23 protein-coding genes are annotated in these 26,452 nt (G+C 61.4%); all 23 read left to right on the plus strand.

All coding sequences use genetic code 11. From position 1 onward, the window contains the following. Positions 1-66: 66 nt before the first annotated feature. Positions 67-2,292 carry an NADP-dependent isocitrate dehydrogenase gene (locus NPS29_RS23970; RefSeq protein ID WP_274135622.1) on the plus strand — a complete coding sequence of 742 codons (2,226 nt, stop codon included), beginning with the start codon at positions 67-69 and terminating at the stop codon, positions 2,290-2,292. A gap of 188 nt (positions 2,293-2,480) precedes the next feature. Further along, positions 2,481-2,921 carry an NUDIX hydrolase gene (locus NPS29_RS23975; RefSeq protein WP_274135623.1) on the plus strand — a complete coding sequence of 147 codons (441 nt, stop codon included), beginning with the start codon at positions 2,481-2,483 and terminating at the stop codon, positions 2,919-2,921. Between the two features lie 70 nt (positions 2,922-2,991). After that, entirely contained in the window at positions 2,992-4,122 is a 1,131-nt protein-coding gene (mnmA, locus tag NPS29_RS23980) for a tRNA 2-thiouridine(34) synthase MnmA (RefSeq protein WP_274135624.1), read from the plus strand. After that, on the plus strand, positions 4,122-4,742 hold the full coding sequence (gene hflD / locus NPS29_RS23985) for a high frequency lysogenization protein HflD (RefSeq protein WP_274135626.1): 621 nt from the start codon (positions 4,122-4,124) through the stop codon (positions 4,740-4,742). Before mnmA ends, hflD begins: the two co-directional genes overlap by 1 nt. A 132-nt stretch (positions 4,743-4,874) precedes the next feature. Then, complete coding sequence (purB, locus tag NPS29_RS23990; RefSeq protein ID WP_274135628.1) at positions 4,875-6,245, plus strand: adenylosuccinate lyase; 1,371 nt, start codon at positions 4,875-4,877, stop codon at positions 6,243-6,245. Between the two features lie 84 nt (positions 6,246-6,329). Next, positions 6,330-7,496, plus strand: coding sequence for a cupin domain-containing protein (locus NPS29_RS23995; protein WP_274135629.1), 1,167 nt, complete (start codon positions 6,330-6,332; stop codon positions 7,494-7,496). Further along, positions 7,489-7,914, plus strand: a complete 426-nt coding sequence (locus NPS29_RS24000; protein ID WP_274135630.1) for a GNAT family N-acetyltransferase — start codon at positions 7,489-7,491, stop codon at positions 7,912-7,914. The genes NPS29_RS23995 and NPS29_RS24000 overlap by 8 nt, the downstream gene beginning before the upstream one ends. A 195-nt stretch (positions 7,915-8,109) precedes the next feature. Further along, positions 8,110-8,898 (plus strand): secretin N-terminal domain-containing protein, encoded by a 789-nt coding sequence (locus NPS29_RS24005; protein ID WP_274135632.1) that lies wholly within the window; start codon positions 8,110-8,112, stop codon positions 8,896-8,898. 490 nt (positions 8,899-9,388) lie between these two features. Then, positions 9,389-9,541, plus strand: coding sequence for a hypothetical protein (locus tag NPS29_RS24010; protein WP_274135634.1), 153 nt, complete (start codon positions 9,389-9,391; stop codon positions 9,539-9,541). 118 nt (positions 9,542-9,659) lie between these two features. Next, a complete protein-coding gene (gene aceA / locus NPS29_RS24015) occupies positions 9,660-10,985 on the plus strand; it encodes an isocitrate lyase (RefSeq protein ID WP_274135636.1) in 1,326 nt (441 codons plus the stop codon). Positions 10,986-11,463: 478 nt separating this feature from the next. Next, the gene (locus NPS29_RS24020; protein WP_062380742.1) at positions 11,464-11,877 is read left to right on the plus strand and encodes an NADH-quinone oxidoreductase subunit A; all 414 of its coding nucleotides are present in this window, start codon (positions 11,464-11,466) and stop codon (positions 11,875-11,877) included. A gap of 10 nt (positions 11,878-11,887) precedes the next feature. Further along, complete coding sequence (locus NPS29_RS24025; protein ID WP_274135641.1) at positions 11,888-12,562, plus strand: NuoB/complex I 20 kDa subunit family protein; 675 nt, start codon at positions 11,888-11,890, stop codon at positions 12,560-12,562. 73 nt (positions 12,563-12,635) lie between these two features. Then, positions 12,636-14,417 (plus strand): NADH-quinone oxidoreductase subunit C/D, encoded by a 1,782-nt coding sequence (nuoC, locus tag NPS29_RS24030; protein WP_274135643.1) that lies wholly within the window; start codon positions 12,636-12,638, stop codon positions 14,415-14,417. Between the two features lie 2 nt (positions 14,418-14,419). Beyond that, entirely contained in the window at positions 14,420-14,917 is a 498-nt protein-coding gene (nuoE, locus tag NPS29_RS24035; protein WP_274135645.1) for an NADH-quinone oxidoreductase subunit NuoE, read from the plus strand. Then, the gene (nuoF, locus tag NPS29_RS24040) at positions 14,914-16,275 is read left to right on the plus strand and encodes an NADH-quinone oxidoreductase subunit NuoF (RefSeq protein ID WP_274135648.1); all 1,362 of its coding nucleotides are present in this window, start codon (positions 14,914-14,916) and stop codon (positions 16,273-16,275) included. The genes nuoE and nuoF overlap by 4 nt, the downstream gene beginning before the upstream one ends. 139 nt (positions 16,276-16,414) lie before the next feature. Then, on the plus strand, positions 16,415-19,132 hold the full coding sequence (gene nuoG, locus NPS29_RS24045) for an NADH-quinone oxidoreductase subunit NuoG (protein WP_274135650.1): 2,718 nt from the start codon (positions 16,415-16,417) through the stop codon (positions 19,130-19,132). After that, positions 19,129-20,118, plus strand: a complete 990-nt coding sequence (gene nuoH / locus NPS29_RS24050) for an NADH-quinone oxidoreductase subunit NuoH (protein ID WP_274135651.1) — start codon at positions 19,129-19,131, stop codon at positions 20,116-20,118. The genes nuoG and nuoH overlap by 4 nt, the downstream gene beginning before the upstream one ends. Positions 20,119-20,129: 11 nt before the next feature. Beyond that, complete coding sequence (gene nuoI, locus NPS29_RS24055; RefSeq protein WP_062380730.1) at positions 20,130-20,678, plus strand: NADH-quinone oxidoreductase subunit NuoI; 549 nt, start codon at positions 20,130-20,132, stop codon at positions 20,676-20,678. 9 nt (positions 20,679-20,687) lie between these two features. Next, entirely contained in the window at positions 20,688-21,188 is a 501-nt protein-coding gene (nuoJ, locus tag NPS29_RS24060) for an NADH-quinone oxidoreductase subunit J (RefSeq protein WP_274135652.1), read from the plus strand. Between the two features lie 4 nt (positions 21,189-21,192). After that, positions 21,193-21,504, plus strand: a complete 312-nt coding sequence (gene nuoK, locus NPS29_RS24065) for an NADH-quinone oxidoreductase subunit NuoK (RefSeq protein WP_037008802.1) — start codon at positions 21,193-21,195, stop codon at positions 21,502-21,504. Next, a complete protein-coding gene (gene nuoL, locus NPS29_RS24070; protein WP_274135653.1) occupies positions 21,501-23,348 on the plus strand; it encodes an NADH-quinone oxidoreductase subunit L in 1,848 nt (615 codons plus the stop codon). Before nuoK ends, nuoL begins: the two co-directional genes overlap by 4 nt. Positions 23,349-23,400: 52 nt before the next feature. Next, entirely contained in the window at positions 23,401-24,933 is a 1,533-nt protein-coding gene (gene nuoM / locus NPS29_RS24075; protein ID WP_274135654.1) for an NADH-quinone oxidoreductase subunit M, read from the plus strand. 7 nt (positions 24,934-24,940) lie between these two features. Then, on the plus strand, positions 24,941-26,398 hold the full coding sequence (gene nuoN, locus NPS29_RS24080) for an NADH-quinone oxidoreductase subunit NuoN (protein ID WP_274135656.1): 1,458 nt from the start codon (positions 24,941-24,943) through the stop codon (positions 26,396-26,398). Positions 26,399-26,452: the final 54 nt, after the last annotated feature.

Raw genomic sequence — 26,452 nt, forward strand, 5'->3', positions numbered from 1 at the left:
AAAGTGCCTACCCTGCGCATCTCGAAATTTTGTGTACGCTCAGCAAAGAAGAGAGTATTCCCAAAAATGTCCAACCGCTCGAAGATCATCTACACCTTCACCGACGAAGCTCCTGCCCTCGCCACCTACTCACTCCTGCCGATCATCGAAGCATTCACCTCCTCGGCCGACATCACCGTCGAAACCCGCGACATTTCTCTGGCAGCCCGCATTCTGGCCGGTTTCCCCGAGCAACTGGGCGCCAAGAAGGTTTCCGATGACCTGGCCGAGCTGGGCGAACTGGCAACCACGCCGGAAGCCAACATCATCAAGCTGCCGAACATCAGCGCCTCGGTTCCGCAACTGAAGGCCGCGATCAAGGAGCTGCAAGCCAAGGGCTACGACGTCCCGGACTACCCGGATGAAGTCGTTACCGAGGCCGACAAGGCCGCCCGTGCCGCTTATGACAAGGTAAAAGGCAGTGCCGTGAACCCGGTCCTGCGTGAAGGCAACTCTGATCGCCGCGCACCGCTTTCGGTCAAGAACTACGCTCGCAAGCACCCGCACAAGATGGGCGCCTGGGCAGCGGACTCCAAGTCCCACGTTGCCCACATGGACAGCGGCGACTTCTACGGCAGCGAAAAATCCTCGCTGATCGAAGCCGCAGGCTCGGTCAAGATCGAACTGATCGCCAAAGACGGCAGCACCACCGTGCTGAAAGACAAGACGTCGGTACTGGCCGGTGAAGTGATCGATTGCGCGGTCATGAGCAAGAAAGCCCTGCGCGCTTTCGTGGCCAAAGAGATCGAAGACGCCAAGAAACTGGGCGTTCTGTTCTCCGTGCACCTGAAAGCCACCATGATGAAGGTCTCCGACCCGATCATGTTCGGCGAATTCGTTGCCGAGTATTACCAGGCCGCGCTGAGCAAGCACGCTGAAGTCCTGAAGGAAATCGGCTTCAACCTGCACAACGGCATCGGCGACCTGTACGCCCGCATCAAGGATCTGCCAGCCGACCAGCAGGCGCAGATCGAAGCGGACGTCAAAGCTGTCTACGCGACCCGCCCTGCACTGGCGATGGTCAACTCCGACAAGGGCATCACCAACCTGCACGTGCCGAGCGACGTCATCGTCGACGCCTCGATGCCGGCGATGATCCGTGACTCGGGCAAGATGTGGAACAACGACGGCGTCCTGCAGGACACCAAGGCCGTGATCCCGGATCGCTGCTACGCCACCATCTACCAGGCTGTCATCGAAGACTGCAAGAAGCACGGCGCCTTCGATCCGACCACCATGGGCAGCGTACCGAACGTTGGCCTGATGGCGCAGAAAGCCGAAGAGTACGGCTCGCACAACAAGACCTTCCAGATCGAAACCGACGGCGTCGTTCGCGTGACTGACGACAAAGGCCAGGTCCTGATGGAACAGAACGTCGAAGCCGGCGACATCTGGCGCATGTGCCAGACCAAGGACGCGCCGATCCAGGACTGGGTCAAGCTGGCGGTCAACCGCTCGCGCCTGAGCAATACCCCGGCCATCTTCTGGCTGGACCCGAAACGCGCCCACGACGCGGTGATGATCAAGAAGGTCGAGAAGTACCTGAAGGATCACGACACCACCGGCCTGGACATCACCATCAAGTCGCCAGTTGACGCAATGAAGGTTTCCCTGGAGCGCATCCGCGCTGGCAAGGACACCATCTCGGTCACCGGTAACGTGCTGCGTGACTACCTGACCGACCTGTTCCCGATCATGGAACTGGGCACGAGCGCCAAGATGCTGTCGATCGTTCCGCTGATGAATGGCGGCGGTCTGTTCGAAACCGGCGCTGGCGGTTCGGCTCCGAAACACGTTCAGCAGCTCAACGAAGAGAACTTCCTGCGCTGGGACTCGCTGGGCGAATTCCTGGCACTGGCCGCTTCCCTGGAGCACCTGGGCAACGTCTACAACAACCCTAAAGCTCTGGTACTTGCCACTGCCCTGGACAAGGCCACCGGCCAGTTCCTGGACAACAACAAGTCGCCATCGCGCAAGGTTGGCGGTATCGACAACCGTGGCAGCCACTTCTACCTGGCGACCTACTGGGCTCAGGCCCTGGCCGCCCAGACCGAAGATAAAGAGCTGCAAGCCAAGTTCACCCAGCTGGCCAAGACCCTGACCGACAGCGAAGCGACCATCGTCGCCGAACTGAACGGCGTACAGGGCAAGCCTCTGGACATCGGCGGTTACTACTTCGCCACCCCGGAACTGGCCAGCAAAGCCATGCGTCCTAGCAAGACCCTGAACGACGCGATCGCTTCGCTGAAGTAAGGCTTGCCGGATCGGCGGGGTTATCCCGTCGAACGCTCATGAAAACCCCGGCCTCGTGCCGGGGTTTTCTATTTAGACGCCTTGATGCTTCTGTAGCAGCACGGCTTGCCGGCGGTGGCGTATTCAAGATCGCTAACGCCGGCAAGCCGGACTGCTACAGAAAAATCACGCGGACAGGAGATCTGCTCATGACTTGGCAACCCCACATCACCGTCGCTACCGTCATCGAAGACAACGGCCGTTTCCTCTTCGTCGAGGAAACCAAGAATGGCAAGCGCGTGCTCAACCAGCCCGCCGGCCATCTGGAAGCCAACGAGACCCTGCGCGAAGCTGCGATTCGCGAGACGCTTGAGGAAACCGCCTGGGACGTCGAACTGACCGGCGTGGTCGGCATCTACCTGTACACCGCCCCCAGCAACGGCGTGACCTACCAGCGCGTGTGCTTCGCGGCCAGACCCGGCAAGCATCACCCCGAGCGCGAACTGGACACCGACATCGATGGCGCCCTGTGGCTGACTCGCGAGGAACTGGCCAGCCAACCCGAACGCTGGCGCAGTCATCTGGTGCTGCAATGCCTGGACGACTACCTCGCAGGCCCGATCCACAGCCTGGATGTGGTACGCGATTGAATAGCTTTTAGCCTTGGCGCCGACTCCCTGCTAGAATCGCGTCCTTTTCCAGACTACCCATCGAAACCCTATGTCTGATTCAGCCTTTTCCAATCCAGAAAAGAAACGCGTCATTGTCGGCATGTCCGGCGGCGTGGATTCTTCGGTCTCCGCCCTTCTGCTCATGGAGCAGGGGTATCAGGTGGAAGGCCTGTTCATGAAGAACTGGGAAGAAGACGACGGAACGGAATACTGCACCGCCATGGACGACCTCGCGGACGCCCAGGCCGTGTGCGACAGGATCGGTATCAAGCTGCACACGGTGAACTTCGCCGCCGAATACTGGGACAACGTCTTCGAGCACTTCCTCGAAGAGTACAAGGCCGGTCGCACGCCGAACCCGGACATCCTGTGCAACCGCGAAATCAAGTTCAAGGCCTTCCTGGACTACGCCTTCATGCTGGGCGCAGACCTGATCGCCACCGGCCACTACGTGCGCCGCCGCGACATCGACGGCCGCACCGAGCTGCTCAAGGGCCTGGACCCGAACAAGGACCAGAGCTACTTCCTGCACGCCGTAGCCGGTGAGCAGATCGCCAAGACCCTGTTCCCGGTCGGCGAGCTGGAAAAACCGCAGGTGCGCGAAATTGCCGAGAAATACCAGTTGGCGACCGCCAAGAAGAAGGATTCCACCGGGATCTGCTTTATCGGCGAGCGCCGCTTCACCGATTTCCTCAAGCAGTACCTGCCTGCCCAGCCCGGCGAGATCAAGACCACCGAAGGCGAAAGCATCGGCCGCCACGCGGGCCTGATGTACCACACCATCGGCCAGCGTCAGGGCCTGGGGATCGGCGGCCTGAAAGATGCCGGCGACGAGCCGTGGTACGTGCTGGAAAAAGACCTGGCAAATAACGAGTTGATCGTCGGCCAGGGCAACGAGCACCCTTGGCTGTTCTCCCGCGCCTTGCTGGCCTCGGAAATCTGGTGGGTCAACCCAATCGACCTGAGTACCCCGCGCAAGCTGACCGCCAAGGTTCGCTACCGCCAGGGCGACCAGACCTGCACCCTGGAGCGCACCGAAACCGGCTACCGCGCCATCTTCGACGAGCCGCAACGCGCTGTGACGCCGGGCCAGTCGGTGGTGTTCTACGACGGTGAAATCTGCCTGGGCGGCGGCGTCATCGAAACCGCCGAACCCTGGCACAGCAAGGACGCTCGTTGATGAGCCCGACTCAAGAGCAACTGACCGCCCTGGGCGGTGTGTTTCAGGCCGCCGTGCTGGTGGACCGCATCGCCAAGACCGGCCAGGCCGGCGAGGCGGCAGTGGGTTGCCTGATCGGCAGCCTGCTGAACATGGACCCCAGGGACACCCTGGACGTGTTCGGCGGCGACGACCTGAACCTGCGCGAGGGCTATCGCGCCCTGGCCAGTGCTCTGGAGCGCGACCCCAGCACCCTGCAACGCGAGCCACTGCGTTACGCGCTGGCGATGCTGGGCCTGGAGCGTCAACTGTCCAAGCGCGATGACATGCTCGAAACCATCGGCAAGCGCCTGCCGCAGATCAAATCCCAGGTCGAGCACTTCGGCATCGTCCACGAGAACGTGATCGCCGCCAGCGGCGCGCTGTATCAGGACACCCTGAGCACCCTGCGCCAACGCATCCAGGTGCACGGCGACATGCGCAATCTGCAGCAGCCGAACAACGCCTCGAAAATCCGCGCCCTGCTGCTGGCCGGGATTCGCTGCGCACGACTTTGGCGACAAGTGGGCGGTCACCGCTGGCAATTGGTCATCAGCCGTCGCAAGTTATTGAAAGAACTGTATCCGTTGCTCCACGGCTAACCGTAGAGCACCGCGCAACCGCGCATTTATCCCTCGCGGGGCGAACCATGGCGATCAGTCAGCCTCGGCTGATGCGGATTTTCATGTATGATACGCGCCCCTTGTTAAAGCCCGACTGTCCGAGAGCACCCCATGCAGCTTTCTTCGCTCACTGCGGTTTCCCCTGTAGACGGCCGCTACGCCGGCAAAACCCAGGCCCTGCGCCCTATTTTCAGCGAATACGGCCTGATCCGTTTCCGCGCCCTGGTCGAAGTTCGCTGGCTCCAGCGCCTCTCGGCCCACCCGCAAATCCCTGAAGTCCCGGCGTTCTCTGCCGAAGCCAACGCCATCCTCAATGCGCTGGCCGATGACTTCGCCCTGGAACACGCCGAGCGTGTGAAGGAAATCGAGCGCACCACCAACCACGACGTCAAGGCGATCGAATACCTGCTCAAGGAGCAGGCGGCCAAGCTGCCGGAACTGGCCAAGGTCAGCGAGTTCATCCACTTTGCCTGCACCAGCGAGGACATCAACAACCTGTCCCACGCCCTGATGCTGCGCGAAGGCCGTGACACCGTGCTGCTGCCGCTGATGCGCCAGATCGCCGAATCCATCCGTGAGCTGGCGATCCGTTTCGCCGCCGTGCCGATGCTGTCGCGCACCCACGGCCAGCCGGCTTCGCCGACCACCCTGGGCAAGGAACTGGCCAACGTCGTCTACCGTCTGGAGCGTCAGATCGCTCAGGTCGCCGCCGTTCCGCTGCTGGGCAAGATCAACGGCGCCGTGGGCAACTACAACGCGCACCTGTCGGCCTACCCGGACATCGACTGGGAAGCCAACGCCCGCGCCTTCATCGAAGACGAGCTGGGCCTGGGCTTCAACCCGTACACCACGCAGATCGAGCCGCACGACTACATCGCCGAGCTGTTCGACGCGATCGCGCGCTACAACACCATCCTGATCGACTTCGACCGTGATATCTGGGGCTACATTTCCCTGGGTTACTTCAAGCAGAAGACCGTCGCGGGCGAAATCGGCTCCTCGACCATGCCGCACAAGGTCAACCCGATCGACTTCGAAAACTCCGAAGGCAACCTGGGCATCGCCAACGCGCTGTTCCAGCACCTGGCGAGCAAGCTGCCGATCTCCCGCTGGCAGCGTGACCTGACCGACTCCACCGTACTGCGCAACCTGGGTGTGGGCTTCGCTCACAGCGTGATTGCCTACGAAGCGAGCCTGAAGGGTATCGGCAAGCTGGAGCTGAACGAGCAGAAGATCGCTGCTGACCTGGACGCCTGCTGGGAAGTCCTGGCCGAGCCGATCCAGACCGTCATGCGCCGCTACGACATCGAAAACCCGTACGAGAAGCTCAAGGAGCTGACGCGCGGCAAAGGCATCAGCCCTGAAGCGCTGCTGACCTTCATCGATGGCCTGGACATGCCTGCCGAAGCCCGCGCCGAGCTGAAAAAGCTCACGCCGGCCAACTACATCGGCAACGCTGTGGCACAAGCCAAGCGCATCTGATCGAACGGCATATGCTCTGAGCGCCCGGCTGAGCCGGGCGTTTTTATTCCAGTCTGAAAAACACGCTTTTTCAATAGGTTACACATGAATCCTGATATTCCTGTTCAGCTGCTTGGCGGCATCACGGCGCGCGAATTCCTGCGTGACTACTGGCAGAAGAAACCCCTGCTGATCCGTCAGGCCATCCCGGATTTCGAAAGCCCGATCGACCAGGACGAGCTGGCTGGCCTGGCGCTGGAAGAAGAAGTCGAGTCGCGCCTGATCCTCGAAAACGGCGTGCGCCCGTGGGAAATGCGTCGCGGCCCGTTCGAGGAAGACGAGTTCAGCAAGCTGCCGGAAACCGAGTGGACCCTGCTGGTGCAGGCCGTCGACCAGTTCGTCCCGGAAGTGGCCGAACTGTTGGAGCAATTCCGCTTCCTGCCAAGCTGGCGCATTGATGACGTGATGATCAGCTACGCAGCCCCCGGCGGCAGCGTCGGCCCGCACTTCGACAACTACGACGTGTTCCTGCTGCAAGGCCACGGCAAGCGCCACTGGAAAATCGGCCAGATGTGCGACAGCGACAGCCCGCTGATCGAGCACGCCGACCTGCGCATCCTCGCCGACTTCCAGGGCAGCGACGAGTGGACCCTGGAACCGGGCGACATGCTCTACCTGCCGCCGCGCCTGGCCCACTGGGGCGTGGCCGTGGACGACTGCCTGACTTACTCGGTCGGCTTCCGCGCACCGAGCGCCGCCGAAGTACTGACCCACTTCACCGACTTCCTCAGCCAGTTCATGTCTGACGAAGAGCGCTACACCGACGCCGATGCGCAGCCGGTCAGCGACCCGCACCAGATCCAGCGCGACGCACTGGACCGCCTCAAGGCGCTGCTGGCCGAGCACATGGGCGACGAGCGCCTGCTGCTGACCTGGTTCGGCCAGTTCATGACCGAGCCGCGCTACCCGGAAATGGTCGCTGGCACCGAACTGGACGACGCCGAACTGCTCGACAGCCTGGAACAGGGCGCGATCCTGATCCGCAACCCGAGCGCACGCCTGGCCTGGTCGGAAGTCGATGACGATCTGCTGCTGTTCGCCAGCGGTCAGAGCCGCCTGCTGCCGGGTAACCTGCGCGAGCTGTTGAAGCTGATCTGCGCCGCCGACGCACTGCATATGGACAATCTGGGCAAGTGGCTGGCCGACGAAGACGGCCGTCATTTGCTCTGTGAGCTGGTCAAACAAGGAAGTCTGGGGTTTGCCGATGAATAAGATCCGCGTACGGGTAGCTGACTGGCAGAAGGAGAACGCCGATATCCGGCGTATCCGCGAAGCCGTGTTCATTGCCGAGCAATCGGTACCGCCCGAACTGGAATGGGACGCCGAAGACGCTGGCGCACTGCATTTTCTGGCACTCGAAGGTGATTATCCGATTGGCACCGCACGACTGCTGCCGGACGGCGAGATCGGCAGATTGTCGGTGCTCAAGGACTGGCGCGGCCTGAACGTCGGCGATGCGCTGCTCAAGACCGTGATCAGCGAAGCGGAAAACCGCGACCTCAAGGAACAGAAACTCAGCGCCCAGGTGCACGCCACAGCGTTCTACGAGCGCTTCGGCTTTACCGTGGTCAGCGAAGAGTTCCTCGAAGCCGGCCTGCCTCACGTCGATATGGTGCGCACCTCGCGCTAAGCGGGCGGCCACGCAAGCCGAACGCCCCGCCTTCCTCATTCAGCTGGCTATGTTGACAAGCTATGCTGAAACGAGGACGCCGGGGCGTTCTGCTGTCTGCGATTCAATTTGCCTTTGTCTGGGCCGACAAACTGGCAAGCCGTTCCCTTAAAAAACCATAATGCCTTGATACGCCCCCTCGCGGAGATCACAACGATGTCGTTACGTACCCTGCTCGCTTCTGTGCTGTTGGCCTGCAGCCTGTCGGCAGTTGCCGCTACCGAAGTCATCCCCCTCAACTACCGCACCAGCGATGACCTGATGCCCACGGTGAAATCCGTGCTCGGCAACGAGGGCACGGTTCAGGCCTATGGCAACAAGCTGATCGTCACTGCCGAGCCCGGCAAGATCAACGAACTCAAGGACCTGCTGTCGCAACTGGACGTGGCGGCCAGACGCCTGCTGATCAGCGTGGACACCAGTGACAGCAGCACCCAGAGCGATTCCGGTTACTCGGTCAACGGCACCGTGCGCTCGCAGAACGGCCGCGTCAGTGCCGACGGACAGACCCGCATCATCAACTACGGCACCGCCAGCCGCGACGGTGGCATGCAGCAGGTCCAGGCCAACGAAGGGACTCCGGCGCTGATCCAGGTCGGCCAGAGCATTCCGATCACCAATGTGCAGACCGACTCCTACGGCTATGCGCAGACCAACACCCAGTATCGCAACGTCACTCGCGGGTTCTACGTGACCGCCAGCGTGACCGGCGACATCGTGCACCTGAACATCAGCACCAACAACGACCGCATGAGCCAGCAGCAGGCAGATGCGATCAAGGTGCAGAGCACCGACACACAGGTCAGCGGCCGTTTGGGCGAGTGGATCACCCTGGCGGGCGTCAGCGACCAGTCCCGCGCCGACGAACACGGCGTCACCCGCCGTTACTCCACCCAGGGCCGTGACGACATGACCTTGCGGGTGAAGGTCGATAGTCTGGATTGAGCTCCGTAAGCGCAGGCAGAACCAAATCCTGTAGGAGTGAGCTTGCTCGCGATAGCGGTATGTCTGTTAAACACTCTGTGACTGACGGACCGCTATCGCGAGCAAGCTCACTCCTACAGGGTTGCGGTGCCTGGCAACCACTGCGCCTGACACACCGCCGTCGCGGGCAAGCGCGCTCCTACAATGCCGTGGTGGACGCGGGATTTGAGTACAAACCCCACCCCCGTAGCAGCACGGCTTGCCGGCGGGGCGATTTTGTGGGCAACACCAGCCTCCAGATGGCCGCAAAAAGCATCGAACCCGCCAATTATGTAGTGCTCGAAAACGCACTACATATCCTCCCTTCCCTCGTGACCGCCCAGTGCTACCGCTGACTTGCCCGTACCAGCACCTCCGAGCCCGAAACTGACTGATGAGTCGTATTAGACAAAAGATGTAGTGCACCGAAAATATCACTACAAAGTGTTTGACGAAGGAAAATCGTCGAGGCATGATGGCCTCGCTCCCACAAATCGGAGGCTTTGCAGAAAGCCTCAGGATCGTGCTCAAACTCAACCAGATTGAGCAGATTCGCGTCTTTTATGCCCAAAAGGCCGCGTCATCGCTTCATCACCGTGAACGCGATAAACAACCCAGGCTGTGAACCAATGCTTTCCGATTCTGTGAGCACCCATACGTGCGCCTTCAAGAAACCTTGAGGCGCTGGCAGAGCAAAGAGCTTCACCTCAAGACTCACAAGACCAAGCGACGAGGTTTACCCCATGGCACTGACACGCGAACAACAAATTGCAGCTATCGAGAAAGACTGGGCCGAGAATCCACGCTGGAAAGGCGTGACCCGCACCTACTCTGCTGCTGACGTCGTCCGCCTGCGTGGCTCGATCCAGCCAGAACACACGTTTGCCAAACTGGGCGCTGAAAAACTCTGGAACCTGGTGACTCAGGGCGCCAAGCCGTCCTTCCGTCCCGACAAGGACTTCGTCAACTGCATGGGCGCCCTGACCGGCGGCCAGGCTGTGCAACAGGTCAAGGCCGGGATCCAGGCGATCTACCTGTCCGGCTGGCAAGTGGCCGCGGACAACAACTCCGCCGAGTCCATGTACCCTGACCAGTCGCTGTACCCGGTGGATTCGGTTCCGACCGTGGTCAAGCGCATCAACAATTCATTCCGCCGCGCCGACCAGATCCAGTGGAAAGCTGGCAAGAACCCGGGCGACGAAGGCTACATCGACTACTTCGCGCCAATCGTCGCTGACGCTGAAGCCGGTTTCGGCGGCGTACTCAACGCCTACGAACTGATGAAAAGCATGATCGAGGCTGGCGCCGCCGGCGTGCACTTCGAAGACCAACTGGCCTCGGTGAAGAAATGCGGCCACATGGGTGGCAAGGTATTGGTGCCGACCCAGGAAGCCGTGCAGAAGCTCGTCGCTGCCCGCCTGGCCGCCGACGTGGCCGGTGTGCCGACCATCATCCTGGCCCGCACCGACGCCAACGCCGCGGACCTGCTGACCTCGGACTGCGACCCGTACGACAAGCCGTTCGTGACCGGCACCCGCACGCCAGAAGGCTTCTACAAGGTGCGCGCAGGCCTGGACCAGGCCATCGCTCGCGGCCTGGCCTACGCGCCGTATGCCGATCTGATCTGGTGCGAAACCGCCAAGCCGGACCTGGACGAAGCCCGCCGCTTTGCCGAAGCGATCAAGAAGGAATACCCGGACCAACTGCTGTCGTACAACTGCTCGCCTTCCTTCAACTGGAAGAAGAACCTGGACGACGCGACCATCGCCAAATTCCAGCGCGAGCTGTCGGCGATGGGCTACAAGCACCAGTTCATCACCCTGGCGGGTATCCACAACATGTGGCACAGCATGTTCAACCTGGCGCACGACTACGCCCGTAACGACATGACTGCCTACGTCAAGCTGCAGGAGCAGGAGTTCGCTGACGCGGCCAAGGGCTACACCTTCGTGGCGCACCAGCAGGAAGTGGGCACTGGCTACTTCGACGACATGACCACCGTGATCCAGGGTGGCCAGTCCTCGGTGACCGCCCTGAAAGGCTCCACCGAAGAAGAACAGTTCCACTGAGTCACCCGCACCACGCAATAGCCGCCTTCGGGCGGCTTTTGTTTCTCCCCTCGATAAATACCCTACAAACCAGCTCAACTATTACCGATAGGCGCGCCCAATCGTCGCCTGAAAGTTAATTAGTGTCGCCTGGCAATAAATCCTTGTTTTACGCAGAACTTTGTCACTCGGCGGTGACAAGGCCTGATTCAAGTTTCAAATGATATTAATTATCATTTCACCCAGTAAACTTTCGTTACTCGCTGAAGGAAACATAATTAACGAAATGACCGGTAATCCCCGTGCCACGGGGCCCCGCGCACCAAAACCGTGACCTGGCTCATTAATCCCCTGAATAAATTTGATGTAGAAAATTTACTTGCCCTTCTTTTGCACATAAAATCCCAGAAATTGATTGCACTGCGACATTTCGTCACTGCTTCTGCTTCTCTTTCTTTTCAAGCTCAGAGACCCTTGATCTCTGTTAAGGACTGCCAGCATGCCCGAATCGACAGGTCTGATTGCCCACAACTGGGGCTTCGCCATTTTCCTTTTGGGCGTCATTGGCCTCTGCGCCTTCATGCTCGGCCTGTCCAGCCTGCTCGGCTCCAAGGCCTGGGGCCGCAGCAAGAACGAACCGTTCGAATCCGGCATGCTGCCTACAGGCGGCGCCCGCCTGCGGCTCTCCGCAAAATTCTATCTGGTCGCGATGCTGTTCGTGATTTTCGATATTGAAGCCCTCTTTCTGTACGCCTGGTCTGTGTCCGTCCGCGAAAGCGGCTGGACCGGCTTCGCCGAAGCTCTCGTTTTCATAGCAATTCTGTTGGCAGGTCTTGTCTACCTATGGCGTGTAGGGGCGCTCGATTGGGCTCCCGTTGGACGTCGTAACCGGCAGGCGAAGCTAAAACAATGAGGCTTTGGCAATGCAATACAATCTCACCAGGATCGACCCTGATGCTCCTAACGAGCAGTACCCCATCGGCGAGCGGGAAACCGTAGCCGATCCGTTAGAGGATCAGGTACACAAGAACATCTTCATGGGCAAGCTCGAGGACGTACTGAGCGGTGCTGTCAATTGGGGTCGCAAGAACTCCCTTTGGCCGTACAACTTCGGTCTGTCCTGCTGCTACGTGGAAATGACCACCGCCTTCACGGCGCCCCACGACATCGCGCGCTTCGGCGCCGAAGTTATCCGGGCATCGCCGCGCCAGGCCGATTTCATGGTCATTGCCGGTACCTGCTTCGTCAAGATGGCTCCGATCATCCAGCGTCTCTATGAGCAAATGCTTGAACCCAAGTGGGTCATCTCCATGGGTTCGTGCGCCAACTCCGGTGGCATGTACGACATCTATTCTGTCGTTCAGGGCGTGGACAAGTTCCTGCCCGTGGATGTCTATGTGCCCGGCTGCCCGCCCCGTCCAGAGGCATTCCTGCAAGGCTTGATGCTGCTGCAGGAATCCATTGGCCAGGAGCGTCGTCCTCTTTCCTGGGTCGTGGGTGATCAAGGCGTGTATCGCGCCGAGATGCCGTCGCAGAAAGAGCAGCGCCGCGAACAGCGTATCCAGGTCACAAACCTGCGCAGCCCCGACGAAGTCTGATCCAGTTTTCTTTTACAAAAAGAAGCCTGAACCTGGGTTCATTCTGTACGTTGACCGATAGCGATCGAGACCTATGACTGCAGACACCGCTCTGTACATCCCGCCTTACAAGGCTGACGACCAAGATGTCGTCGTTGAACTGCACAACCGTTTTGGCGCCGACGCGTTCACCGCCCAATCCACCGTCACTGGCATGCCAGTGCTGTGGGTTGCGCGTGCCAAACTGTTTGAAATCCTGACGTTCCTGCGCAACGTGCCAAAGCCGTACTCGATGCTGTACGACCTGCACGGCGTGGACGAACGCCTGCGCACCAAGCGCCGTGGCTTGCCGGACGCCGACTTCACCGTGTTCTACCACCTGCTGTCGGTAGAGCGTAATAGTGACGTGATGATCAAGGTGGCCTTGTCCGAGGGCGACCTCAGCGTGCCTTCCATCACCAGCATCTGGCCCAACGCCAACTGGTACGAGCGTGAAGTGTGGGACATGTTCGGGATCGACTTCCCGGGCCACCCGCACCTCTCGCGCATCATGATGCCGCCGACCTGGGAAGGTCACCCGCTGCGCAAGGACTACCCTGCCCGCGCCACCGAGTTCGACCCCTACAGCCTGACGCTGGCCAAACAGCAACTGGAAGAGGAAGCCGCGCGTTTCCGTCCGGAAGACTGGGGCATGAAGCGTTCCGGCACCAACGAGGACTACATGTTCCTCAACCTGGGTCCGAACCACCCTTCGGCCCACGGTGCGTTCCGTATCGTGCTGCAACTGGACGGCGAAGAGATCGTCGACTGCGTGCCTGACATCGGCTACCACCACCGTGGCGCCGAGAAGATGGCCGAGCGTCAGTCCTGGCACAGCTTCATTCCGTACACCGACCGTATCGACTACCTGGGCGGGGTGATGAACAACCTGCCTTACGTGCTCTCGGTCGAAAAACTGGCCGGCATCAAGGTGCCGGAGAAGGTCGACGTCATCCGCATCATGATGGCCGAGTTCTTCCGGATCACCAGCCACCTGCTGTTCCTGGGTACCTACATCCAGGACGTGGGCGCGATGACCCCGGTGTTCTTCACCTTCACCGACCGCCAGAAGGCCTACACCGTGATCGAAGCGATCACCGGTTTTCGTCTGCACCCGGCCTGGTACCGCATCGGCGGCGTCGCCCACGACCTGCCACGCGGCTGGGACAAACTGGTCAAGGACTTCGTCGAATGGCTGCCCAAGCGCCTGGACGAATACACCAAGGCTGCCCTGCAGAACAGCATCCTGAAGGGTCGTACCATCGGCGTCGCCGCGTACAACACCAAGGAAGCCCTGGAGTGGGGCGTCACCGGTGCCGGCCTGCGTTCCACCGGTTGCGATTTCGACCTGCGCAAGGCTCGCCCGTACTCGGGCTACGAGAACTTCGAATTCGAAGTGCCGCTGGCGCACAACGGCGATGCCTATGATCGCTGCATGGTCCGCGTCGAAGAGATGCGCCAGAGCATCAAGATCATCGACCAGTGCCTGCGCAACATGCCGGAAGGCCCGTACAAGGCGGATCACCCGCTGACCACGCCGCCGCCCAAAGAGCGCACCCTGCAGCACATCGAAACCTTGATCACGCACTTCCTGCAAGTTTCGTGGGGCCCGGTCATGCCGGCCAACGAATCCTTCCAGATGATCGAAGCGACCAAGGGCATCAACAGTTATTACCTGACGAGCGACGGCGGCACCATGAGCTACCGTACCCGGATTCGCACCCCAAGCTACCCGCACCTGCAACAGATCCCTTCGGTGATCAAAGGCAGCATGGTCGCGGACTTGATCGCGTACCTGGGTAGTATCGACTTCGTTATGGCCGACGTGGACCGTTAAGCATGAACAGCACGCTCATCCAGACAGACCGTTTCGCCCTGAGCGAAACCGAGCGCTCGGCCATCGAGCACGAAATGCATCACTACGAGGACCCGCGCGCGGCGTCCATCGAAGCCCTGAAGATCGTCCAGAAGGAACGTGGCTGGGTGCCGGACGGCGCCATCTACGCCATCGGCGAAGTGCTGGGCATCCCGGCCAGCGACGTTGAAGGCGTGGCCACGTTCTACAGCCAGATCTTCCGTCAGCCTGTAGGCCGCCACATCATCCGCGTCTGCAACAGCATGGTCTGCTTCATCGCCGGCCACGAAGACATCGTCGGCGAAATCCAGAGCAAGCTGGGCATCGGCCTGGGCCAGACCACTGCCGATGGCCGCTTCACCCTGCTGCCGGCCTGCTGCCTGGGCAACTGCGACAAGGCACCGGCGGTGATGATCGACGACGACACCTTCGGCAATCTGCAGCCGGCGGGCGTAGCCCAGTTGCTGGAGAACTACGTATGAAAATCACTTCCTTCGGCCCGGCCAACCTGATTGCCCGCACCCCGGAAACCCATCCGCTGACCTGGCGCCTGCGTGACGACGGCGAGCCTGTGTGGTTCGACGAATACGTCGCCAAAGACGGCTACGCCGCAGCACGCAAGGCGTTTGCCCAGCAATCGCCTGACGAGATCGTGCAGTCGGTCAAGGACTCCGGCCTCAAGGGTCGCGGCGGTGCGGGCTTCCCGACCGGCGTGAAATGGGGCCTGATGCCCAAAGACGAATCCCTGAACATCCGCTACCTGCTGTGCAACGCGGACGAGATGGAACCCAACACCTGGAAAGACCGCATGCTGATGGAGCAACTGCCCCATCTGCTGGTTGAAGGCATGCTGATCAGTGCCCGCGCGCTGAAAGCCTACCGCGGCTACATCTTCCTGCGTGGTGAGTACGTGACTGCTGCCAAGCACCTGAACCGCGCCGTGGAAGAAGCCAAGGCCGCAGGTCTGTTGGGCAAGAATATCCTGGGCACCGGTTTCGACTTCGAGCTGTTCGTGCACACCGGCGCCGGGCGTTACATCTGCGGTGAAGAAACCGCCCTGATCAACTCCCTGGAAGGCCGCCGCGCCAACCCGCGCTCCAAGCCGCCCTTCCCCGCCGCTGTCGGTGTGTGGGGCAAGCCTACGTGCGTGAACAACGTCGAAACCCTGTGCAACGTCCCGGCGATCGTCAACAACGGCAACGACTGGTACAAATCGCTGGCCCGCGAAGGCAGCGAAGACCACGGCACCAAGCTGATGGGCTTCTCCGGCAAGGTCAAGAACCCGGGCATCTGGGAGTTGCCATTCGGCCTGCCAGCGCGCGAGTTGTTCGAAGACTACGCCGGCGGCATGCGCGACGGCTTCAAGCTCAAGTGCTGGCAGCCAGGCGGTGCCGGTACCGGTTTCCTGCTCCCTGAGCACCTGGACTGCGCCTTCTACGCCGGTGGCGTGGCCAAGGTCGGCACCCGTATGGGTACCGGTCTTGCGATGGCCGTGGACGACAAGGTCAACATGGTGTCCCTGCTGCGCAACATGGAAGAGTTCTTCGCCCAGGAGTCGTGCGGTTTCTGCACACCTTGCCGCGACGGTCTACCGTGGAGCGTGAAGATGCTGCGTGCCCTCGAAAATGGCCAGGGTCAACCGGGCGACATCGAGACGCTGCTGGGGTTGGTCAACTTCCTCGGCCCAGGCAAGACCTTCTGCGCCCACGCACCGGGCGCCGTGGAACCTCTGGGCAGCGCGATCAAATACTTCCGCCCGGAATTCGAGGCCGGCATCGCACCTCAACGTGCGGCGCCCGGACTGGTTCCAGGTAAAGCGCCGACCATCGTCGGCGTATAAAAAGACTGACCGGTCGATAAGCCCACAAGGCCTGTCGACCTTTGCCCCGGTTGCGCCTCACTGGCTGTTTGAACCGTGGCAGCACCGAGATTCCATTAGCCACGCCCGCTGACACCGGGCCAACGAAGACCTTTGAACCATGGCTACTATCCACGTAGACGGCAAAGCGCTCGAAGTCGATGGCGCAGACAACCTGTTACAGGCATGTCTGTCGCTGGGCCTCGACATCCCTTATTTCTGCTGGCATCCAGCCCTTGGCAGTGTTGGCGCCTGTCGCCAGTGCGCGGTCAAGCAGTACACCGACGAGAACGACACCCGTGGTCGTATCGTCATGTCCTGCATGACCCCGGCCACTGACAACACCTGGATTTCCATCGACGACGAAGAATCCAAGGCGTTTCGCGCCAGCGTCGTCGAATGGCTGATGACCAACCACCCGCACGACTGCCCGGTCTGCGAGGAAGGCGGTCACTGCCACCTGCAAGACATGACGGTGATGACCGGCCACAACGAGCGCCGTTATCGCTTCACCAAACGCACCCACCAGAACCAGGAACTGGGGCCGTTCATCGCTCACGAGATGAACCGCTGCATCGCCTGCTACCGTTGCGTGCGTTTCTATAAGGACTACGCCGGCGGCACCGACCTTGGCGTGTTCGGCGCCCACGACAACGTGTACTTCGGTCGCGTTGAAAGCGGCACCCTGGAAAGCGAATTCTCCGGCAACCTCACCGAGGTCTGCCCGACCGGTGTGTTCACCGACAAGACGCACTCCGAGCGCTACAACCGCAAATGGGACATGCAGTTCTCGCCGAGCATCTGCCACGGCTGCTCCAGCGGCTGCAACATCAGCCCGGGCGAGCGTTATGGCGAAATCCGCCGTATCGAGAACCGCTACAACGGTTCGGTCAACCAGTACTTCCTGTGCGACCGTGGCCGTTTCGGCTATGGCTACGTCAACCGCAAGGACCGTCCGCGCCAGCCACTGCTGGCCAACGGCAACGTCAAGCTGAGCCTGGACGAAGCGCTGGACAAGGCCGCCGACCTGCTGCGCGGTCGCAACATCGTCGGTATCGGTTCGCCACGTGCAAGCCTGGAAAGCAACTTCGCCCTGCGCGAACTGGTCGGTGCCCAGCACTTCTACTCGGGTATCGAGGCCGGTGAGCTTGAGCGTCTGCGTCTGGTCGCTCAGGTCCTGAAAGACAGCCCGCTGCCGATTCCGACCCTGCGTGAAATCGAAGAACACGACGCCGTGTTCATCCTCGGCGAAGACGTCACCCAGACGGCCGCGCGCATGGCCCTGGGCCTGCGCCAACTGGTGAAGAACAAAGCCGAAGACATGGCCGCTGCGATGAAAGTCCAGCCATGGCTCGACGCTGCGGTGAAAAACATCGGTCAGCACGAGATGAACCCGCTGTTCATCGCAAGCCTGGCTGATACCCGCCTGGACGACGTCGCCGAAGAGTGCGTGCACGCCGCTCCCGACGATCTGGCCCGCATCGGCTTCGCCGTGGCCCACGCCATCGACCCGAGCGCGCCTGCCGTTACCGGTCTGGACAGCGAAGCCCTGGAACTGGCTCAGCGCATCGCCGATGCCCTGCTGGCCGCCAAGCGTCCGCTGATCGTCTCCGGTGCCTCGCTGGGCTCCAACGCCCTGATCGAAGCAGCTGCCAACATCGCCAAGGCCTTGAAACTGCGCGACAAGAACGGCTCCCTGAGCCTGATCGTGCCGGAAGCCAACAGCATGGGCCTGACCCTGTTCGGTGGCGATTCGGTGGATGCCGCGCTGCAACAGGTGATCTCGGGCCAGGCCGACGCCATCGTCGTACTGGAAAACGACCTGTTCACCCGTGTCGATGCCGCCACCGTCGAGGCTGCGCTGAACGCCGCCAAAGTGGTGATCGTCGCCGACCATCAGAAGACCGCCACCACTGACCGCGCCGACCTGATCCTGCCAGCCGCCAGCTTCGCTGAAGGCGACGGCACACTGGTCAGCCAGGAAGGCCGCGCCCAGCGCTTCTTCCAGGTCTACGATCCGACCTACCTGGACAGCAGCATCCTGGTTCACGAAGGCTGGCGCTGGCTGCATGCCCTGCGCGCCACCCTGCTGAACAAGCCGGTAGACTGGACGCAACTGGACCACGTCACCGAAGCCTGCGCCGCAAGCACTGCGCAACTGGCCGGCATCGTCGGTGCTGCGCCTTCGGCCAGCTTCCGCATCAAGGGCCTGAAACTGGCTCGCGAACCGCTGCGTTACAGCGGCCGGACCGCCATGCGCGCCAACATCAGCGTGCACGAGCCGCGTACCTCCCAGGACCAGGACTCGGCGTTCTCGTTCTCGATGGAAGGCTACTCGGGTTCCGCCGAACCGCGCTCCCAGGTGCCATTCGCCTGGTCGCCGGGCTGGAACTCCCCGCAAGCGTGGAACAAGTTCCAGGACGAAGTCGGTGGTCACCTGCGTGCTGGCGATCCGGGCGTACGCCTGATCGAAAGCAGCGGCGACAAGCTGAGCTGGTTCGCTGGCGTGCCTCGCGCCTTCTCCCCTGCCCAGGGCACCTGGCAGGTCGTGCCGTTCTTCCACCTGTTCGGCAGCGAGGAGAATTCCTCCAAGGCCGCGCCGGTGCAGGAGCGTATCCCTGAAGCCTACGTCGCACTGGCCAAGTCCGAAGCGGACCGCCTGGGCGTCAACGACGGTGCCATGCTCAGCCTCAACGTTGCCGGCCAGACCCTGCGTCTGCCGCTGCGCATCAACGAAGAGCTGGGCGCAGGTCTGGTGGCACTGCCATCGGGTCTGGCCGGCATTCCTCCGGCGCTGGCCGGGAAAACCGTTGAGGGTCTGCAGGAGGCAGCACAATGACGTGGTTTACCCCTGAAGTGATCGACTCGATCATCGCGGTCCTCAAGGCCATCGTGGTGCTGCTCGCCGTGGTGGTTTGTGGCGCGCTGCTCAGCTTCGTCGAACGTCGTCTGCTGGGCTGGTGGCAGGACCGTTACGGTCCTAACCGCGTCGGCCCGTTCGGTATGTTCCAGATCGCAGCCGACATGCTGAAGATGTTCTTCAAGGAAGACTGGAACCCGCCGTTCGTTGACCGGATGATCTTCACCCTGGCGCCCGTCGTTGCGATGAGCGCCCTGCTGATCGCGTTCTCGATCATCCCGATCACCCAGACCTGGGTGGTCGCGGACCTGAACATCGGCCTGCTGTTCTTCTTCGCCATGGCCGGTCTCTCGGTCTACGCGGTGCTGTTCGCCGGCTGGTCCTCGAACAACAAGTACGCCCTCCTGGGCAGCTTGCGTGCCTCGGCACAGACCGTCTCGTACGAAGTGTTCCTGGGCCTGTCCCTGATGGGCATCATCGTGCAGGTCGGCTCGTTCAACATGGGCGACATCGTTCAGTACCAGGCTGACCATCTGTGGTTCATCATTCCGCAGTTCTTCGGCTTCTGTACCTTCTTCATCGCAGGCGTGGCCGTGACTCACCGTCACCCCTTCGACCAGCCGGAAGCGGAACAGGAACTGGCCGACGGTTACCACATTGAATACGCCGGCATGAAATGGGGCATGTTCTTCGTCGGTGAATACATCGGCATCATCCTGATCTCGGCGCTGCTGGTAACGCTGTTCTTCGGTGGCTGGCACGGTCCGTTCAACATCCTGCCGCAACTGTCGTTCATGTGGTTCGTTCTGAAAACCGCGTTCTTCATCATGCTGTTCATCCTGCTGCGCGCTTCTATCCCGCGTCCGCGTTATGACCAGGTGATGGATTTCAGCTGGAAGTTCTGCCTGCCACTGACCCTGATCAATTTGCTGGTGACCGCTGCGGTCGTCCTGGCGGCTCAGTGAGGATTTGACCCATGTTCAAATATATTGGCGACATCGTTAAGGGTACGGGTACCCAGCTACGCAGCCTGATCATGGTCTTCGGCCATGGCTTCCGTAAGCGTGACACCCTGCAATATCCGGAAGAAGCGGTTTACCTGCCGCCACGCTACCGCGGTCGTATCGTGCTGACGCGCGACCCCGACGGCGAAGAGCGCTGCGTGGCCTGCAACCTGTGCGCCGTGGCCTGCCCGGTCGGCTGTATCTCGCTGCAGAAAGCCGAGACCGAAGACGGTCGCTGGTACCCGGACTTCTTCCGCATCAACTTCTCGCGTTGCATCTTCTGCGGTCTCTGTGAAGAAGCCTGCCCGACCACCGCGATCCAGCTCACGCCGGACTTCGAGATGGCCGAGTTCAAGCGTCAGGATCTGGTGTACGAGAAGGAAGATCTGCTGATCTCCGGTCCCGGCAAGAACCCTGACTACAACTTCTACCGCGTTGCGGGTATGGCCATCGCTGGCAAGCCGAAAGGCGCTGCACAGAACGAAGCCGAGCCGATCAACGTCAAGAGCTTGCTGCCTTAAGGAAGAAAGATGGAATTCGCTTTCTATTTCGCATCCGGCATCGCTGTTGTGTCCACCTTCCGGGTGATCACCAACACGAACCCGGTGCACGCCCTGCTCTACCTGATCATTTCGCTGATCGCCGTGGCCATGACCTTCTTCAGCCTCGGCGCACCGTTCGCCGGTGCCCTGGAAGTGATCGCCTACGCTGGCGCCATCATGGTGCTGTTCGTGTTCGTGGTGATGATGCTGAACCTGGGCCCGGCCTCGGTTCAGCAGGAACGCGCCTGGCTCAAGCCCGGTATCTGGCTCGGCCCGATCCTGCTGGGCGGCCTGCTGCTGGCCGAACTGCTGTATGTGCTGTTCGCCGACTCCACCGGTGCCGGCATCGGCCACACCACCGTGGACGCCAAGGCCGTGGGCGTCAGCCTGTTCGGCCCTTACCTGCTGGTTGTCGAACTCGCGTCGATGCTGCTGCTCGCTGCAGCCGTGACCGCGTTCCACGTCGGCCGCAACGAGGCGAAGGAGTAATCACATGAACTCAGCTATTCCTCTGGAGCATGGCCTGGCGGTTGCCGGGATCCTGTTCTGCCTCGGCCTGGCGGGCCTGTTGGTACGCCGCAACATTCTGTTCGTGTTGATGAGCCTGGAAGTGATGATGAACGCAGCCGCACTGGCTTTCGTCGTGGCGGGTAGCCGCTGGGCGCAGCCTGACGGCCAGATCATGTTCATCCTGGTGATCAGCCTTGCCGCAGCCGAGGCCAGTATTGGCCTTGCGATCCTGCTGCAACTGTATCGCCGCTTCCACACTCTCGATATCGACGCTGCCAGCGAGATGCGCGGATGAACCTACTCTTTCTGACTTTCGTATTCCCCCTGATCGGCTTCCTGCTGCTGTCGTTTTCACGCGGCAAGTGGTCGGAAAACCTGTCCGCCCTGGTCGGCGTCGGCTCAATTGGCCTGTCGGCCATCGTCGCTGCCTATGTGATCTGGCAATTCAACGTCTCGCCGCCCGAAGGCGGTCACCTGACCATGGTGCTGTGGCGCTGGATGTCGGTTGACGGCTTCGACCCCAACTTCGCCCTGTATGTCGATGGCCTGTCCATCACCATGCTCGGCGTCGTGGTCGGCGTTGGCTTCCTGATCCACCTGTTCGCGTCCTGGTACATGCGCGGTGAAGACGGTTATTCGCGCTTCTTCGCGTACACCAACCTGTTCATCGCCAGCATGTTGTTCCTGATCCTGGGCGACAACCTGCTGTTCATCTACTTCGGTTGGGAAGGCGTGGGCCTGTGCTCGTACCTGTTGATCGGTTTCTACTACAGCAACCGCAACAACGGTAACGCGGCACTCAAAGCCTTCATCGTGACCCGCATCGGCGACGTGTTCATGGCCATCGGCCTGTTCATCCTGTTCCAACAGTTGGGCACGCTGAACATTCAGGAGCTGCTGGTACGTGCTCCACAGCACTTCAAGGTCGGCGATTTCTGGATCGTGCTGGCGACCCTGATGCTGCTGGGCGGTGCGGTCGGTAAATCCGCGCAACTGCCGCTGCAGACCTGGCTGGCGGACGCGATGGCCGGTCCTACCCCGGTTTCGGCACTGATCCACGCCGCAACCATGGTGACCGCGGGCGTCTACCTGATCGCCCGTACCCACGGCCTGTTCGCCCTGGCGCCGGACATCCTGCACCTGGTCGGCATCGTCGGCGGTGTGACCCTGGTGCTGGCCGGCTTCGCAGCCCTGGTTCAGACCGACATCAAGCGTATCCTCGCCTACTCGACCATGAGCCAGATCGGCTACATGTTCCTGGCGTTGGGTGTGGGTGCATGGGAAGGCGCGATCTTCCACCTGATGACCCACGCCTTCTTCAAGGCCCTGCTGTTCCTTGCTTCGGGTGCGGTGATCGTTGCCTGCCACCACGAGCAGAACATCTTCAAGATGGGCGGCCTGTGGAAGAAACTGCCACTGGCCTACACCAGCTTCATCGTCGGCGGCGCGGCCCTGGCGGCATTGCCTCTGGTCACCGCGGGCTTCTATTCCAAGGACGAGATCCTCTGGGAAGCCTTCGCCAGCGGCCATCAGTACCTGCTGTACGCAGGCCTGGTCGGTGCCTTCATGACTTCGCTGTACACCTTCCGCCTGATCTTCATCGCCTTCCACGGCGAAGCGAAGACCGAAGCTCACGCCGGCCACGGGATTTCCCACTGGCTGCCGCTGAGCGTGCTGATCGTGCTGTCGACCTTCATCGGCGCCTGGATTCATCCGCCACTGGCCGGCGTGCTGCCGGAAAGTGCCGGTCACGCGGGCGGCGAAGCCAAGCACAGCCTGGAAATCGCCTCGGGCGCCATCGCCCTGGCCGGTATCCTGCTGGCAGCCCTGCTGTTCCTGGGCAAGCGTCGTCTGGTGACGGCCATCGCCAACAGCGGTCCGGGTCGCTTCCTGTCCGCCTGGTGGTTCGCGGCATGGGGCTTCGACTGGGTTTACGACGTGCTGTTCGTCAAACCTTACCTGGCTATCAGCCGCATCCTGCGTGGCGACCCGCTCGACCACACGATCGGTCTGATCCCGCGTCTGGCAAAAGCCGGTAACGGCCTGATGAGCCGTACTGAAAATGGTCAGCTGCGCTGGTATGCCGCTTCTATCGCCGCAGGTGCCGTACTGGTGCTTGGCGCGATTGTGCTGGTCTGATGAGTCGATCTGACATGAACCTTGCGACTTTGCGAAAGGAATTGAGCCCGTCATGATTCTGCCTTGGCTAATCCTGATCCCCTTCATCGGCGGCCTTCTGTGCTGGCAAGGTGAGCGCTTCGGCCCTACCCTGCCGCGCTGGATTGCGCTGGCGACGATGTCCCTGCTGACTGCCCTTGCCCTGTGGCTGTGGAGCATCGGTACTTATAGCTACGCTCCGGCTCCCGGCGCGGACCCGACCTGGGCCCTGGAATTCAAGGCCCAGTGGATCCAGCGCTTCGGCATCAGCGTGCATCTGGCACTCGACGGCCTGTCGTTGCTGATGATCCTGCTGACCGGCCTTTTGGGTGTGCTGTCGGTACTCTGCTCGTGGAAAGAGATCCAGCGTAACGTCGGCTTCTTCCACCTGAACCTGATGTGGATCCTGGGCGGTGTCGTTGGCGTGTTCCTCGCCATCGACCTGTTCATGTTCTTCTTCTTCTGGGAAATGATGCTGGTGCCGATGTTCTTCCTCATCGCGCTCTGGGGTCACAGCTCGGCAGACGGCAAGAAGACCCGTATCTACGCCGCGACCAAGTTCTTCATCTTCACTCAGGCCAGCGGCCTGATCATGTTGGTGGCGATCCTGGGCCTGGTGCTGGTGCACTTCAACCAGACCGGCGTCATCACCTTCGGCTACGCCGATCTGTTGAAGACCAAGCTGGCCCCTGGCACCGAGTACATCCTGATGCTGGGCTTCTTCATCGCCTTCGCGGTGAAGCTGCCGATCGTGCCGCTGCACTCCTGGCTGCCTGACGCTCACGCCCAGGCGCCGACCGCAGGTTCGGTGGACCTGGCAGGTATCCTGCTCAAGACCGCTGCCTATGGTCTGCTGCGCTTTGCCTTGCCGCTGTTCCCCAACGCTTCGGCGGAGTTCGCGCCCATCGCCATGGTGCTGGGCCTGATCGGTATCTTCTACGGTGCCTTCCTGGCCTTCGCCCAGACCGACATCAAGCGCCTGATCGCCTTCTCCAGCGTTTCGCACATGGGCTTCGTGCTGATCGGTATCTACTCCGGCAGCCAGCAGGCCCTGCAAGGCGTCGTGGTACAGATGCTGGCCCACGGCCTGTCGGCTGCTGCACTCTTTATCCTCAGCGGCCAGCTCTACGAGCGCCTGCACACCCGTGACATGCGCGAAATGGGCGGCCTGTGGAACAAGATCGCTTACCTGCCGGCCATCAGCCTGTTCTTCGCGGCTGCGTCGCTGGGCCTGCCAGGCACCGGCAACTTCGTCGGCGAGTTCCTGATCCTGATCGGCACCTTCGTCAGCGCGCCGTGGATCACCGCCATCGCTACCTCTGGCCTGGTGTTCGGTTCGGTCTACTCGCTGATCATGATCCACCGCGCCTACTTCGGCCCTGCAAAGACCGAAGAGATCCTCAAAGGCATGGATGGACGGGAATTGATCATGGTGCTGGGCCTGGCCGTGTTGCTGGTTCTGCTGGGTGTCTACCCGCAGCCGGTACTGGACACTTCCTCGGCGACCATGCATGGCGTGCAGCAATGGCTCGGCACTGCCTTCACTCAACTCGCTTCGGCCCGGTAAGAGCGCTATGGACCTGACGATTCAACACTTTATTGCGCTTGCGCCGCTGCTGATTACCAGCCTCACCGTCGTGGTGGTGATGCTGGGCATCGCGTGGCGTCGCAACCACTCGCAATCGTTCCTGCTGACCGTGGCAGGACTCAACCTGGCTCTGCTGTCGATCTACCCGGCCTACAAGGTCGCGCCACTGGTGGTCACCCCACTGCTGCAGATCGACAGCTTCGCCTGCCTGTACATGGGCATCATCCTGGTCTCGACCCTGGCCTGCGTCACCCTGGCTCACGCCTACATGGGTGAAGGCAAGGCCGGTTACCCGGGCAACCGCGAAGAGCTGTACCTGCTGATCCTGATGGCCGCCGCCGGTGGCCTGGTGCTGGTCGCCGCGCAACATCTGGCGGGCCTGTTCATCGGTCTGGAACTGCTCTCGGTGCCGGTCTACGGCCTGGTGGCGTACGCCTTCTTCAACAAGCGTTCGCTGGAAGCCGGTATCAAGTACATGGTGCTGTCGGCCGCCGGTTCCGCGTTCCTGCTGTTCGGCATGGCGCTGCTGTACGCCGATGCAGGCAGCCTGAGCTTCAGCGAGATCGGCAAGGCCATCGCGGCCACCGGCATGCCGAGCAGCATGGCAAGCCTGGGTCTGGGCATGATGCTGATCGGTCTGGGCTTCAAACTGTCGCTGGTGCCGTTCCACCTGTGGACGCCGGACGTGTACGAAGGCGCCCCTGCCCCGGTGGCGGCGTTCCTGGCCACCGCCAGCAAGGTCGCGGTATTCGGTGTGCTGGTTCGCCTGTTCCAGATCTCCCCTGCGGCTACCAGCGGCGTGCTGAGCGACGTGATGTCGGTCATCGCCGTGGCATCGATCCTGATCGGTAACCTGCTGGCCCTGACCCAGACCAACCTCAAGCGTCTGCTGGGTTACTCGTCCATCGCCCACTTCGGTTACCTGATGATCGCGATGGTCGCCAGCAAAGGCCTGGCGGTCGAGGCCATCAGCGTTTACCTGGTGACCTACGTGCTGACCAGCCTGGGCGCGTTCGGCGTGATCACGCTGATGTCCTCGCCGTACAGCGGCCGCGACGCCGATGCGATGTTCGAATACCGTGGTCTGTTCTGGCGCCGTCCGTACCTGACCGCCGTACTGACCGTGATGATGCTGTCCCTGGCCGGTATCCCGCTGACCACCGGCTTCATCGGCAAGTTCTACATCATCGCCACCGGCGTCGAGGCTCACCTGTGGTGGCTCACCGGCTCGCTGGTCATCGGTAGCGCCATCGGCGTGTTCTACTACCTGCGTGTGATGGTGACCCTGTACCTGCAGGACTCCAAGATCCAGCGCCACGATGCCCCGTTCAACTGGGCACAGCGTGCAGGCGGTGTGATGCTGCTGGCGATCACCCTGCTGGCGTTCTTCCTGGGCGTCTACCCGCAACCGATGCTGACCCTGGTGCAACACGCCGGGCTGTAATGGTCGGATGAAGTACAAAAAACCCTGCTCTCGAGCAGGGTTTTTTATTGTCTG

The organism is Pseudomonas putida (assembly GCF_028682175.1).
Taxonomy (GTDB): Bacteria; Pseudomonadota; Gammaproteobacteria; order Pseudomonadales; family Pseudomonadaceae; genus Aquipseudomonas; species Aquipseudomonas putida_AD.